Below are 13807 nucleotides of genomic sequence, written 5' to 3'. Positions count from 1 at the left end.
TTTCAACCTGGACTTTGTAATCTTTTCATTTCATACTGCACATCTAAAGCAATCTGCAAAGCTTCATTTAATAACTTGCCATGCTCCGTCGCTTTTTCTGTAACTTGCATTGTGGTTAAAGTTGCTAAATTATTGGCAAATAACTCAGTGTTGCTAATAATAAAATTCTGATTTTCTCGCAAAATTCTTTCTGTCTTCAAAGCTCGGACTAAATCTGCTCTAGTTAGTTGTAATGCAGCAATTACTTTTTCTCTTTTTTGGATACTAACTTCGGGATTGCCAGCCGCTTCTATTTGGTCATTAATATCTATTGCTTTTATTACTGCATTATATCGGTCAACATCTTCTAAGAGAATTTCTAGGGAGTTAGTCATATTCTCTTTTAAGATTTTCCGAATGTTGCGCCATAGTAAATAAAAAATTATCTGTATTGTAGCGCTACCAGCAAAACATACTATTAATAATAGTATCCAAGATGGCATGGTTAACCAGTTGGCAAATAACTTAATAATAATATCAAAAATTAAATAACTAAAAACAAATATAGAAAAGCTAATAAAAACTACTGTCGCTCCTTCTGAGCCTTTCATTTTATATATAAGCTGTTTACTAAATTCTTTTAGAGGATTAGTAATTAAAACTAGTTGATATTTGACAGGCAAATTAGTCAGTTGTTGTAATTCTTTTTGGCTAATTTCTAAACCATGTAAATCATCACGCACAGCTTTCCCCATAATCAGCTACATAGTTATTTAATACAATATAACAACCAAATTTAGAGATTGCTGAATCAAATGGCATTTTGGCAAGAATTTTTAACTTCGGAAAATACGTATAAAAACTATTAAAATATTTACGCATAAATACTTACTATGTCTCTTCATAATTATTAAAAGTTTGGCTGTCCAGATAGCAGCACAGTTAGCACAAAATCCATCATAAAAATTGATACCCAGGTCGTAACAACTGCTGTTGTTGCTGATTCTCCTACTTCTTTAGCTCCACCTTTGGTAGTTAGTCCCCAACTACAACCATTAACAGCAACTAGGGTTCCAAAAATGAATCCTTTTAACAAAATAATCATTAAATCTGAGGGTGCTAAAAAAGTTCTGACTGATTCTAAAAATACTTCTGGAACAATCTGGTAAAATTGCCATGCAGCAAATACACCACCAGTAATGCCTATCATCACAGCAAAAATCATCATGAAAGGCATCATTAAGCAGCAGGCGATGACTCTAGGAAGTACTAAATAATCTATGGGATCTGTTCTGAGCATGTAAAGTGCATCAATTTGCTCTGTGACGCGCATAGCACCCAGTTCTGCGGCAAAAGCAGAACCAACTTGTCCAGCCAGAATACTAGCTGTCAAAATTGGAGCTAATTCTCGGCAAAAAGCTAAGGCAAAAGCTCCCCCCACCGCACTAACAGCACCAAACTGGACTAATTCTCTGGCTGTTTGAATAGTAAAAATCATGCCAGCAAAACCACTTACAAGCAAAACTGGAGAAATAGAACCAGGCCCAGCCGTCACCATGTGTTCCAAAATTTTACGATAGTAAGCTTTTCCCTGACATAAATGGAGTAATACTTGACCAAACAGCAACACAGCAGCACCACAACGTACAATCCACAATTGCTCTAGATTTTGTTTTAGTGGCAACTTTCCCTTCCTAAAGACTGAGTTTCTTACACTAAATAATAGGAAATATAAATACATAAGGATGCACTTTGTTGGTAGCAAAGTACTTGTGAGTACTTCTGCACTAATATTCCCAGCCAATGGATTTTTTATTTGTTTTGAAATTTCGCAAAACACACCAAAAAACTATTTTTCCTACTGCGATACATCTTGAAAAGCTGGCAGCTTGATGGTTGCTATACTCTAATTATGGCAGATGAATTGCTGTTTTAGGCGAAAAAACTAGCAAATTCTCACAAATAGGCAACTATCTAAAGTAAGATAATTTATTTAATAAATGTAACCTTTTAGCTAGTTGTTGAAATCTAGTAATTTTTGAAATTATTAACTATAGATATACTATCGATTTTCCCGTTCTAAATATTACTAAATATCATGCAGCAGGAAGATTACGGAACTACTTAAAAAAAGTATCCTGATCAAATCAGTAACTGAGATGAGCTTCCTACTACTAAAGACCACTGTAAATTATCTGATTAATACATGGTTTTTAGCAGGAACTGAAATTGCCATGTCTTGAAATATTTAGATTTTCCATATTTCTATTTTGTTCTGGAGGAAATTTTCATGAATAATTTATTTGGTTGGTCATTAGCACATATAACTTTGCTGGTTTTAGGCGTAACAACCGCTACAGTTAGCCCGAACATCGTTTCGGCACAAACTACAGATCCATCTGTTACACCTGCGCCATCGAGTACACCTTCTCCATCTGCTATACCTTCTCCATCTGCTACACCTTCTTCATCTCCAACTGCTACAAGTAACTTTTCTGATGTAAGTTCCGACTATTGGGCAACTCCATTTATTCAAGCATTAGCCGCTAGAAATGTGATTTCGGGATTTCCTGATGGTTCATTTAAACCTAACCAAGCTGTCACTCGCGCCGAATTTGCGACGATGATTCAAAAAGCTTTTAATCAAAATCCAGTTCGGCAAATTAGATCAGGTGGATTTACAGATGTACCGGCTAACTATTGGGCTGCTTCGGCGATTCAAGAAGCTTATGAAACAGGATTTATGACGGGATATCCTGGTAATGTGTTTCAGCCAAATTTGCAAATTCCCAAAGTTCAGGCGATCGCAGCTTTATCCAGTGGTTTAAATTTAAATAGTAGTGGCACTGCATCAGATGTTCTCAACACTTATTACACTGATGCTTCGGCAATTCCTAACTATGCAGTGAACAATGTAGCTGCGGCAACTCAAGCTAACATTGTTGTCAACTACCCAGATGTTAAACAACTCAATCCCCAAGTTCCCTTAACTCGTGCTGAAGCCGCTGGTTTGTTGTATCAAGCCTTAGTCAGACAAGGACAGGCGCAACCTCTGGCTAGTAATGTGACGGCTGCTAATTATATAGTTGCAGGCAATACTGGCAGCACTCAAACTGGCAGCACTCAAACTGGTAATGATATTGTTTCCATCGCCGCGTCTAATAATTCTTTTAGCACTTTAACTACTTTATTACGGACAGCAGGTTTAGCTGATACTTTACAACAACCAGGCCCTTATACAGTTTTTGCACCTACAGATCAGGCGTTTGCAGCTTTGCCAGCTGGTACTGTACAGCAATTACAACAGCCAGAAAACAGAGAACTGTTGTTGAAAATTCTCAGATATCATGTGGTTCCTGGCTCATTAACTGCGAGTCAACTTCAGGCTGGTGAACTGAGAACATCGGAAGATGAATCTGTAAATATCAAGGTGGATAGCGCTAATAATCAAATTGCTGTCAATAATGCCAGAGTTATCCAACCAAATGTGCAAGCTAGTAATGGTGTAATTCACGTTATTAATGAAGTTCTGATTCCACCTAACTTGAATGTTAGTCAACAACCAGGAGACAATCAAACTACTCCTGGCGGAACTGGTACAACTAATATTGAAGCTGGTAGAGCGACTCGTGGTGGTTCTAGCTACATTGGAGTTGCTGGGAACATCGGTTTGGGTGGAGACTCAGCTTTAAGCGAAGGAAATATTGCGGTAATTAGCAAAGTAGGTCTAACTAACTACATTTCTGTACGCCCTTCCGCAGTGTTTGGCGACGATACTGTAGTTTTAGTACCCGTAACTTTCGATTTTCTACCTCGTTCAGTGAATCCTACAGGTGAGCAACGCTTCCCAGTATCTCCTTTTGTTGGTGCTGGTGTCGCTATCGAAACTAGTAATGATGCTGACGTTGGACTGTTGTTAACTGGTGGCGTGGATGTACCTTTAGGCGATCGCTTTACCCTTAATGGTACTGTCAATGCTGCTTTTTTAGATCAGACTGATGTTGGTTTGCTGTTCGGTGTTGGTTACAACTTTTAATTAATTCCCTTAATCTCAAATAAACAGCCGCAAATTATCGCGGCTGTTTATTTGAAAAATCAAGAATTAAGATCTATCTGCCAATACCAACGTATTGGAAGCCTGCTCTCACCATTGTTTCAGGGTCGAGAAAGTTACGACCATCAATCACGACAGGATTGTTCATGAGTTGTGCCATTTTGGCATAATCTAACTGGCTGAACTGCTGCCATTCGGTTACGAGTACCAAAGCATCACAACCATCGGCTAGTCTTTCAGCATCAGTTTCTACTAAAACGCCAGACAAACCATGACGCATCCCGGTTTGAGAAATAATGGGGTCGTAAGCTTTAACTTTGGCTCCTAAGCGGTTGAGTTGCTCAATTAAGTTGAGTGCAGGTGCATCGCGCAAGTCGTCGGTATCTGGTTTGAAGGTTAAACCAAGCAAGCCAACTGTTTTACCTTTGAGGATTTTCAGGACTTGCTGAAGTTTTTCCAAAGCAATCAAACGTTGGCGTTCGTTAACACTAACTGCTGATTTGAGTAATTGAGCTTCGTAACCATAATCATCAGCAGTGTGAATCAACGCTGAAACGTCTTTGGGGAAGCAAGAACCACCCCAACCAATGCCGGCTTGCAAGAATTTGTTACCGATGCGGGAGTCTAAACCAATACCTTTGGCTACTTGAGTCACATCAGCACCAACGCGATCGCAAATGTTAGCAACTTCGTTAATAAAACTAATCTTGGTGGCTAAGAAAGCATTAGCAGCGTATTTGATCATCTCTGCCGAACTGAGGTCTGTAGCCAGTATAGGTACAGGTGGCAAAGATTGGTCAGCCGCAAACTTGCGCTCGACAATTGGTGCATAAAGTTCCTGCATCATAGCGATCGCTTTTGAGCTATTACCGCCTAGGACAATGCGATCGGGGTTAAAGGTATCGAAAACTGCCGACCCTTCACGCAAAAACTCTGGGTTGCTGACAACATCAAAATGTGCGGCTAGTTCTGGCAATTTGTCATCGCTAGGCACACCACCTGCTGGTACCAGTGTTTTTTGACGTTCTGCAATTCCATCTAAAACAATCATTCGCACCCAGTCGCCAGAACCAATGGGTACTGTAGATTTGTTAACGACAACTTTATAGCCACCATTGAGGTTAGCTCCGATACCACGAGCTACAGCTTCAACATAACGGGTATCGCTTTCACCGTTGGGTAGAGGTGGTGTACCTACCGCAATAAACAGAATTTCACCGTGGGCAACCCCAGCAGCGAGATCTGTGGAAAACTCGATTTTGCCAGATTGAATGGCAGATTGCATAATTTCTGAAAGACCAGGCTCGAAAATTGGCGATTGCCCAGACTTCATGAGTTTAACTTTTTCTTCGTTGTTGTCTATGCAAACTACATCATGCCCAATGTGAGCCAAGCAAGCACCTGTAACTAAACCAACGTACCCAGTACCAATTACGCAAACACGCATTTTATTATCTCCTCGCTTTCTTGGGGTTATTCTGCAAAAATGAAGTCGTTAATATGACATCTACGCATCGTCTATTAACTAATCATTCCAGTGCAAGCTATGGCTAAAAGTTAGCTTGTACTATAGTTCAGAGCAGTTTTAGCAACTGCGGTGAAGCTTCAATCCTAGGTATCGCTGTTTATGCGATCGCGGAAATCCTCTATTGTCAGTTTTAACCCCTCTTGCAGAGGAATGGTAGGTTCCCAATTTAACCAAGTTTTTGCTCTGGTAATATCAGGGCGACGGCGGCGAGGATCATCTGAAGGTAGAGGTTCAAACTTAATCTCGGCATCGGGATTTACTTGCTTCTGAACAGCCTGCGCCAATTCCAAGATGGTGTATTCGTCAGGATTACCTAAATTTATCGGCCCAGTGAATTCACAATTCATCAACCGCATCAGTCCTTCTACTAGATCTGATACGTAGCAAAAACTACGTGTTTGTGTACCTTCTCCGTACACAGTTAAGGGAATACCCCGTAGTGCTTGGACAACCAGGTTGCTGACTACCCGACCATCGTTTTCTAACATCCGTGGGCCGTAGGTGTTAAATATCCGTGCTACGCGAATCTCAACTTTATTTTGTCTGTAGTAGTCAAATGCCAAAGTTTCAGCAATTCTTTTACCTTCGTCGTAACATGAACGCAGTCCAATAGGATTAACGTTACCTCTGTAGTCTTCGGTTTGGGGATGAACTTCCGGATCACCGTAAACTTCACTAGTTGAAGCTAACAAAAATCTTGCTTTTACACGCTTTGCTAACCCCAACATATTCAGTGTTCCCATAACGTTAGTCTTAACGGTTTTCACTGGGTTGTACTGATAATGTACAGGTGAAGCTGGACAAGCTAAATGGTAAATTTGATCGACTTCTAAACGAATTGGCTCAGTAATATCGTGGCGGATCAACTCAAAGTTGGGGTTCCCCATCCATTTGAAGATATTACGTTTAGTACCCGTATAAAAATTATCTAAGCAGATTACTTCATGCCCTTGAGGTATTAATCGGTCGATAAGATGGGAACCAATAAACCCAGCGCCGCCCGTCACCAAAATTCTCATAGTTTTCCTGATATTTACAGATACTAGTAGTGGCTGTTTAGCTTGTTTTTAGAGTACCCAGCCGAGATGCAAAAATGCAGGGCGCACAGAGCTAAATTAGTAATGTATTTTGGGATTGATTATTTTGTTATGTATGCAATTTTGTTACATTGACACTTAGTTGCTGGACAATTCATCTAGCAAAATAGCAAACATCACTTAAGGGTTGAGCGTTTCTGCCCTAGAATTCATGAAATCTTCAACAAAATAAAGTTTACAGTAAAACACTAATTATAATCAGTACTAACTTTTGATCTAGCTGAAGTTGCCAAATTACCCATCTTAAGTTGTGAGTTTCGCAAATGCCTTAAACAGTAGAGGTAGTGTTAGCAACACTTTTTGGTGTGGCGCTGATTTGAGTATTTTGTGCATCTCTCAGAATGACAATAGAGCAAGTAAGTTGCCTGGCTATCTGAGTGGTGAGATCACTCATAACTAAACCACCAGGGATAGTATAATTGCGTACGAAGGGTAACACTACTAAGTCATACAATCGTGCTGCCTGTAAAATTGCTTGGGCAACATTTTCATGAGCAATAATTTGAATTTCTGGGGGATTTGCCAGAGCTAATTGCGACACTAAAACTGCAAGTTGCGATCGCCTTGCTGCGATTTTACTAGAACTAATGCGGCGATCGCACACATTCAAAACTGTAACTTGGGCTTGGTTTGTATCTGCCAGCATTTGGGCAAACTGGACAGCAGGCAATACAGGGGAAGTTAAATTTTCTAATGGTACGAGAATGCGTTGAATTTTCTGGGGTGATTCCACCAGCCGAGTCACAGCTACAGAACAATGAGATGCCCATAGTACAGTATCAATTACATTGCCAAATAAACGCGATCGCAACCCAGTTCGTTGATCCCAACCCATCACTATTAAACTCGCCTTTTGCTCTCGTGCGGCTCTGGTAATTCCTGACGCAAAGGCATTATCAATTCGCAGTAGTGATAATGTTTCTATGCCCAAATTACGACTCTGGTCGTTAGCTTTTGCTAATAAGCGTTCACTCTGTTGCAGAGATGCTTCTAACTGTGGTGCATCCATTCGAGCCGCAGCAGTAGCAATACTTAACGCGATAATTTTGCTCTTTTCTGGATGAGCTAATAAGGCCGCCATTTCCATTAAGTATTGCTGTGTTTGAGGATTATATATAGGTACAACTATAGTAAAATTACTGTGTTTTTCTGCACTTTTTTGTTCAGGCAAATTTACTGTTAGTGCTTCTACCAGGGGTGTAGGTGTGACCGCAACAGCTAGGCCATTGGTGAGCAACGGCCCTAAAGTTGATGTAATCAGCATCAATGCCACAACACTATGTAATACTTCCATTGACAGCAAGCCAGCACGATACCCTAAAAAAGTACCAGCTAAGGTCGTACTGACTTGGGGCAGTGATATAGACCACATAGTTAACATTTCTTGCCAGTTGTAGCGATAACAGATTTTTGCTAACAACGCTGCTAAAAATTTGCTAACAATTACACCAATAACAACTAACAGCATTAACTTTAAAGTTGTCATACTGCTGCTCCACCCAGGTAAATCAATTAGCAAACCAAGCTTAACAAAAAAGACGGGAATAAATAGCACACTACCAACAAAGACAAGCTTGTCTTTGGTAGGGCTTTCACCTACTACTGTATTAACCGCCAAACCTGCTAAAAATGCTCCGACGATTTTTTCTATCCCAATGAGTTTAGCGCTAATTATGGCAATAAATACTGATAACAATACAAATAAAAGTTTATTCCCTTCATCATCTCCAGAACGGCGGAAAAATTCTTGCCCAGCCCAATCAAAACCCAGCAAAATAATTGTTGTGTAAATAATTAGCCTACCTAACAAGGTGAGTATGTAAGATAAACTCAATACATCTGCTTGTAAACTTAATAAACAAACATCTAAAATCAGAACAGCGCTAATATCAGTAAATATTGTCGCTCCAATGGTGGCACTAACAACTGGATTATTAATAACTCCTAGGCGGCTAAGAATGGGATAAGCTAAAAGAGTATAAGAAGTGAATAAGCTGCCTATTAATATAGATGTATTAATCGCAAAACCAAAAATCCTTCCTAGTAAGATTCCCATCAACAAAGGGATAACAAAGGTGAAACCAGCAAATCCCCAAGAGCGTTTCTGATTTTGGTGTAATTGTCTGAAATCCTGTTCTAAACCTACTAAAAACATCAAATAAATTAAGCCAATGTCAGATAGTAGGTTAATGATTGATAAATCACTATGGAATAGATTCCAACCTGATGGGCCTAGTACAATTCCAGAACCTACCAAACCAACTAACCCTGGTAGTCTGAGACGCTCAAACAGGATGGGGACGACTAAAATAACCAGCAACAAAATTGCTAAGGGAACGATTGGTTCCTGACCCAGAACTTGGGAAGTTGTTTCTAGAGCAAGAACTTGTAATACTGGTTCCATAGGAAATACTTAAAGGGGCGACGGCAAAGTAGCGATATCCTCAACGGCGATCGCTCAATCAAAATAAATAATTATAAAAGCCACCCTGACAAATGACAAAACAGTTTATTTCAAACTACTGAGGTAATTGTTGAGAAAATAACTACCTATGGATGGATTTGACTTAAAATAAACCGTAAGCGATCATAATCGTCTTTTAAAAGCACACTCAGCATCCGTCCTGCCTTGACTAGCCATTCTCGGTCAGCTTTGCGTAACTGGTAAACATCTCGAATGGCTGCTGCGGTTAAAGACTCAACTGGTGCACCATTTACAGACAATAATGTCCGTAAAAAATCTAATTCTTCTGTAAATTTAATAATTGCTTCCGCTTCGCATCGATAAACCGCTTGATGAATTTGCGGCGGGCGGGGTGGTAGATACTGATATATTCTGGAGATTTCGTGGGAATTGGGGGAAGGCGGTGCAAAACCAACAATCGCCGCCCGAAATTCAGTTTTGAGCATAGCAAATATCTGGGGTTGTTCCTCGCGTAAATCTTGCAATGACAACCCCAGCGCCACAGCCCGATGTATAGAATCTATCGGCATGGTTGTGGCATAAGACACCACAGCATACACTTGATTACCAGATTCTTCATCTACAGCACAAACCCAACTACCAAAAGGTGGCATCGCTGGAAAGCTCAAGTCTTCTGGTTCCAAGCATTGCGCCAGAAATTCAGTAGTGTTAGTCTCAATCACCTCCGCAATATGATTGGGGTGGCGATCGCTTGTTGCAAATTGTGGTAGAGGAAGACGCATAGAATCAAGGTTAAAAGGCAAAATGCAAAAGGTAGAAGACGAAAGGCAAAAGAGATTAATTATTTTTCTTTTGCCTTTTTACTTTTTACTTCTTACTTGCTTTACGTCCTGCGGTGGTGTCTACAGGTTCCAACTCTGACAGGCGAAAGGTAATTAGTTTATCCCAGTTGCCACCTTCAAACAACACAGCTACTTTGCCATCACTTACCCGTTGTACGAGTCCTTCATAGCGATAGTAGGTATCTGCGGGATTTTTGACGCGAACAGTTGCTCCAGGCAGAATCATGATTTTTACCCTCGCTGGTTTACTGTTAATAGCTTAATACTTGTCCTCTGTCATTGGTCATTTGTCTTTTGCACTAAAACTAGTGACCATTGACTATTGACTATTAACTGTGCCGATTTTAGATTTATTTCGTTCTTGCCCTGCTCTAGTGAGCAGAACAAATCCAAAATTTAAAATCCAAAATCTAAAATTGATTGACTCATTAATAATACTTCTGCTTTTGTCGGAAGTTTGCCACTGATTCTACTATTCCTAATGCGATGAAATTAGTCAGCATTGCAGAACGTCCATAACTCATCCAAGGTAGCGGAATCCCGGCTACAGGGGCTAAACCAACGGTCATCCCCACATTGACAATTAACTGAAACACAATCATCGACAAAACACCAATCGCCAATAACGAACCAAAGTTATCTTTAGCTGTTTGCGCTACGTGCAACAGACGGAAGCAAATCAAGCAAAAAACAAACAACACTACTAAACAACCCACAAACCCAAATTCTTCACCTACCGCTGAGAAAATAAAGTCTGTATGCTGTTCAGGGACGAAATTGAGTTGAGTCATCGGCCCTTTAAACAAACCCCATCCCCAAATTTCGCCAGCACCAATGGCAATGCGTGATTGAATCAGGTGATAGCCAGCACCCAAAGGATCATGATCGGGGTTAATAAACACAGTAAGTCGGTCTTTTTGATACTCTTTTAAGACGTGGTTCCAAGCAAAAACTCCCAGTTCACCACCCAAAATATTGAGAGTCCAAGCACCAATAGCCGCAAGACCTGATCGCCGCCAAGTTAGTGTTAGCCAGCCAACAAATGCCATTGCAAATGCCCAAAGAATGCCTAAAGGAGTTACAGCTATTTCTTTCAGGAATCCTAAAGACGCAAAACCTATTTCTTTAAATCCTAAAAACCCCAACCCAACAGCTAGTACCTTCGTTAAGTCTATTGGCTCAGATAAAGGCCAGTAAATACTAAACAAAATAGCAGAAATGACTGGAGAAATTAACAAAATTAGCCAGCCGGGATTGGCATTAGCCCAGTACAGCATCCCTAAAACGATCGCCCCAAATACCAAGGATGTCGCCAAATCAGGCTGCAAAAATACTAATCCCCACGGAACTGCTGTAATTGCCAAAGCCCGAAAAACGTTATCTAGGGAAGAAGCTGTGCGCTTGTGTAATAAAGCCGCTAGAGTGATAATTATCCCTATTTTGGCAAATTCTGACGGTTGAACATTAAAACCCGCAACGCTAATCCAGCGCTGTGCGCCTTTAGCACTAGTACCAGCCAGCATCACCGCAATTAAGCTGAAGTTAGTCAGACCGTATGTAATCCAATGCCACTGAAGTAAATTTTCGTAGCGAATTCGAGATAAAAACAACGCTATGAAAACACCAATCCCAGCTACTAACCAGTGCCACCACCAATCTGTAACTGGCTGTTTGAGTTCTGTACTCAGAATCATAATGCCGCCAAAAATACTGACAGCAACAGGTAAACAAAATAACAACCAATCTATTTGCTGCCAAGGCTTGACCCAAGATTTCCAGCGAACTTTGGGGAGCGAACGTTTTAACAACATTGTGCGATTTGAGAATTTAATTTGAAGAGTTAAATTTACTGAGTAAAAGAATTTAGGATACAGTAAGTAGAATTCAGGAGAAATTTTCTGAGATTGTATGAGTAATTGAGTTCACAAACCTTTGAATTTATTTTTCAAAATAAAATATTTTTCCCACATAGAATCCTCATACTGAAACTACGAGAAATACTGACTTCTGAATTTTAACTTCTAAATTCTCAATTCATAATCTGTATTCCCAGGCAACTGCCTAGGAATCAGACAAAAATTAAAATTTATGCTGTCAGTGCAGCGACTGATACTTTACCTGCAATGGTCAGGGCGATCGCTTTTAATGCTTTGGCAGAAGCCGAATCTGGTTCAGCCACAACAATCGGCACACCATTATCACCACCAACTCTCGTGGAAATCTCTAATGGTACGCAGCCCAATAAAGGAACTCCCAACTCGGTGGCGGTTTTTTCACCACCACCAGAACCAAAAATATCGTACTGTTTATCTGGCATATCTGGGGGAATAAAGTAGCTCATGTTTTCTACTATTCCCAAAACAGGGACGTTCATTTGCTGAAACATCCGTAATCCTTTACGAGCATCTAATAAAGCCACCGTTTGTGGTGTAGTCACAATTACGGCTCCTGCCATTGGCACGGCTTGGGTTAAAGTTAACTGGGCATCACCAGTTCCTGGCGGCATATCCACAATTAAATAATCTAGTTCACCCCATTCCACTTGATAAAGAAACTGGCGAATCACCCCATTTAGCATTGGCCCACGCCAAATTACAGGCTGATCTTTATCAATCAAAAAGCCCATAGAGACTAATTTGACACCATGATTAAATGCAGGTTCTAAAACTTCGCCTTTGTCTGTAGAACGAACGGTAATTTGAGCATCACCCAGTCCTAGCATAGTGGGATCGTTGGGGCCGTAAATATCCGCATCTAGCAAGCCGACTTTTGCCCCTGTTTGCGCGAGGGCAACGGCAACATTCACAGCTACCGTGCTTTTACCGACACCGCCTTTGCCACTGGAAACTGCCAAAATATTTTTTATCCCAGGAACACCGTTGCGATCGGGTACATTTTTTTGCTGTGGTGTTTCGGCTGTGACTTCTACCTTAACTTCTGTCACCCCAGGTAGTTTTTTCACAGCTTTTTCACAATCTTCGACAATAAATTCACGTAAGGGACAGGCGGGTGTGGTCAAAACTAAAGTGAAGCTCACCTTGCCACCGTCAATGTTAACGTTGCGAATCATATTCAGTTCTACCAGACTCTTGCGGAGTTCTGGGTCTTGTACAGGTCGCAATACTTCTAAGACAGAACGGGAATCAAGGACATCGTACATAGTGTTTTCAGCATTACCGCCGTAAAAAATTTAAGAAATTTTTATTCTTACCTAATAGAATCTTAACTTTCTTGGGAATAGCAAACTAGAGGCTAGAGGCTAGAGACTATGGATTAAAAAACAATTTTGGCAGTACCTGTTTTATCCGTAGCCTGTAACCTGTAACCTGTCACATCTATACTCTAAAAATCAAAGCAACTATCATTAAGAGATTTTTTCTTACTAGATACCGCTTGGACTGCGGCATTTTCTACGGATTCAACTAAAGAACGTGCTACTCGATCTGCATAAGGACGGGAAAATGACCAAATTAGCGGGGATAACCAGCCTTTTAGGGTCACAGAATAAGATAAACAAGTACCACAAACCGTAGATTCCACTTGATAAGTAATTCGTTCTTCCACGCCAGGAATAGCCAAAACTCTCACACTCAAAAGTTCTCTAGGATTGACTCGCTCGACAAAGATGCGAATAGGAAAGGGTGAAAAGCGTGTGACAGCTTGGTAAATTAATCCAGGTTTGGGTACTAATCCGTAGGGTACGTTGGTACTTTTTAGTAGGGGATGCCAAGAAACATCTGTTAAGTCAACTACCTTTTGCCATAGTTCATCGACAGAAGCATCACTAATCTCTCGATACGTCCGTACTAAAGATGCACAAAACCGACGACGTTTGCGGTGGATGAATTTCGATAACCAACCTCGCATTTGCCTTATCCTCCT

Annotated in this window: 11 protein-coding genes; 1 reads left to right on the top strand and 10 read right to left on the bottom strand. The window is 40.6% G+C overall.

Annotation, left to right across the window (positions count from 1 at the left end; all coding sequences use genetic code 11):
• Positions 1-2 precede the first annotated feature (2 nt).
• Together NCWK1_RS19220 and NCWK1_RS19215 are read right to left on the bottom strand one after the other, a co-directional pair.
• Complete coding sequence (locus NCWK1_RS19220; protein WP_187308186.1) at positions 3-734, bottom strand: hypothetical protein; 732 nt, start codon at positions 732-734, stop codon at positions 3-5.
• A gap of 155 nt (positions 735-889) precedes the next feature.
• On the bottom strand, positions 890-1663 hold the full coding sequence (locus NCWK1_RS19215) for an MlaE family ABC transporter permease (RefSeq protein ID WP_103125833.1): 774 nt from the start codon (positions 1661-1663) through the stop codon (positions 890-892).
• A 606-nt stretch (positions 1664-2269) separates the two neighbouring features.
• Between NCWK1_RS19215 and NCWK1_RS19210 the strand changes: the two genes are divergently transcribed.
• On the top strand, positions 2270-4015 hold the full coding sequence (locus NCWK1_RS19210; protein ID WP_103125832.1) for a fasciclin domain-containing protein: 1746 nt from the start codon (positions 2270-2272) through the stop codon (positions 4013-4015).
• A gap of 73 nt (positions 4016-4088) precedes the next feature.
• Here NCWK1_RS19210 and NCWK1_RS19205 read toward each other — a convergent pair whose 3' ends face one another.
• From NCWK1_RS19205 to NCWK1_RS19170, 8 genes are all read right to left on the bottom strand, one after another.
• Entirely contained in the window at positions 4089-5480 is a 1392-nt protein-coding gene (locus tag NCWK1_RS19205) for a UDP-glucose dehydrogenase family protein (RefSeq protein ID WP_096584383.1), read from the bottom strand.
• 164 nt (positions 5481-5644) lie between these two features.
• Positions 5645-6580 carry a UDP-glucuronic acid decarboxylase family protein gene (locus tag NCWK1_RS19200; protein WP_096584380.1) on the bottom strand — a complete coding sequence of 312 codons (936 nt, stop codon included), beginning with the start codon at positions 6578-6580 and terminating at the stop codon, positions 5645-5647.
• Positions 6581-6926: 346 nt separating this feature from the next.
• Entirely contained in the window at positions 6927-9062 is a 2136-nt protein-coding gene (locus tag NCWK1_RS19195; protein WP_103125831.1) for a cation:proton antiporter domain-containing protein, read from the bottom strand.
• Positions 9063-9208: 146 nt separating this feature from the next.
• A complete protein-coding gene (locus NCWK1_RS19190; protein WP_096584374.1) occupies positions 9209-9865 on the bottom strand; it encodes an HAS-barrel domain-containing protein in 657 nt (218 codons plus the stop codon).
• Positions 9866-9950: 85 nt separating this feature from the next.
• A complete protein-coding gene (locus NCWK1_RS19185; RefSeq protein ID WP_096584371.1) occupies positions 9951-10151 on the bottom strand; it encodes an NAD(P)H dehydrogenase subunit NdhS in 201 nt (66 codons plus the stop codon).
• A gap of 202 nt (positions 10152-10353) precedes the next feature.
• On the bottom strand, positions 10354-11736 hold the full coding sequence (rodA, locus tag NCWK1_RS19180; protein WP_103125830.1) for a rod shape-determining protein RodA: 1383 nt from the start codon (positions 11734-11736) through the stop codon (positions 10354-10356).
• Positions 11737-12011: 275 nt separating this feature from the next.
• Positions 12012-13085 carry an Mrp/NBP35 family ATP-binding protein gene (locus tag NCWK1_RS19175; protein WP_103125829.1) on the bottom strand — a complete coding sequence of 358 codons (1074 nt, stop codon included), beginning with the start codon at positions 13083-13085 and terminating at the stop codon, positions 12012-12014.
• A 182-nt stretch (positions 13086-13267) separates the two neighbouring features.
• Positions 13268-13792, bottom strand: a complete 525-nt coding sequence (locus NCWK1_RS19170; protein WP_096584362.1) for an SRPBCC family protein — start codon at positions 13790-13792, stop codon at positions 13268-13270.
• Positions 13793-13807 lie beyond the last annotated feature (15 nt).

Origin of the sequence: Nostoc cycadae WK-1 (assembly GCF_002897135.1) — a bacterium.
Taxonomy (GTDB): Bacteria; Cyanobacteriota; Cyanobacteriia; order Cyanobacteriales; family Nostocaceae; genus Nostoc_B.
This window is presented reverse-complemented; position numbering and strand designations above follow the sequence as displayed.

Coding starts and splice junctions, on each gene's coding strand:
- rodA (WP_103125830.1), bottom strand. CDS start 11,736: ATGTTGTTAAAACGTTCGCTCCCCAAAGTTCGCTGGAAATCTTGGGTC.
- NCWK1_RS19205 (WP_096584383.1), bottom strand. CDS start 5,480: ATGCGTGTTTGCGTAATTGGTACTGGGTACGTTGGTTTAGTTACAGGT.
- NCWK1_RS19170 (WP_096584362.1), bottom strand. CDS start 13,792: ATGCGAGGTTGGTTATCGAAATTCATCCACCGCAAACGTCGTCGGTTT.
- NCWK1_RS19220 (WP_187308186.1), bottom strand. CDS start 734: ATGGGGAAAGCTGTGCGTGATGATTTACATGGTTTAGAAATTAGCCAA.
- NCWK1_RS19210 (WP_103125832.1), top strand. CDS start 2,270: ATGAATAATTTATTTGGTTGGTCATTAGCACATATAACTTTGCTGGTT.
- NCWK1_RS19195 (WP_103125831.1), bottom strand. CDS start 9,062: ATGGAACCAGTATTACAAGTTCTTGCTCTAGAAACAACTTCCCAAGTT.
- NCWK1_RS19175 (WP_103125829.1), bottom strand. CDS start 13,085: ATGTACGATGTCCTTGATTCCCGTTCTGTCTTAGAAGTATTGCGACCT.
- NCWK1_RS19200 (WP_096584380.1), bottom strand. CDS start 6,580: ATGAGAATTTTGGTGACGGGCGGCGCTGGGTTTATTGGTTCCCATCTT.
- NCWK1_RS19190 (WP_096584374.1), bottom strand. CDS start 9,865: ATGCGTCTTCCTCTACCACAATTTGCAACAAGCGATCGCCACCCCAAT.
- NCWK1_RS19185 (WP_096584371.1), bottom strand. CDS start 10,151: ATGATTCTGCCTGGAGCAACTGTTCGCGTCAAAAATCCCGCAGATACC.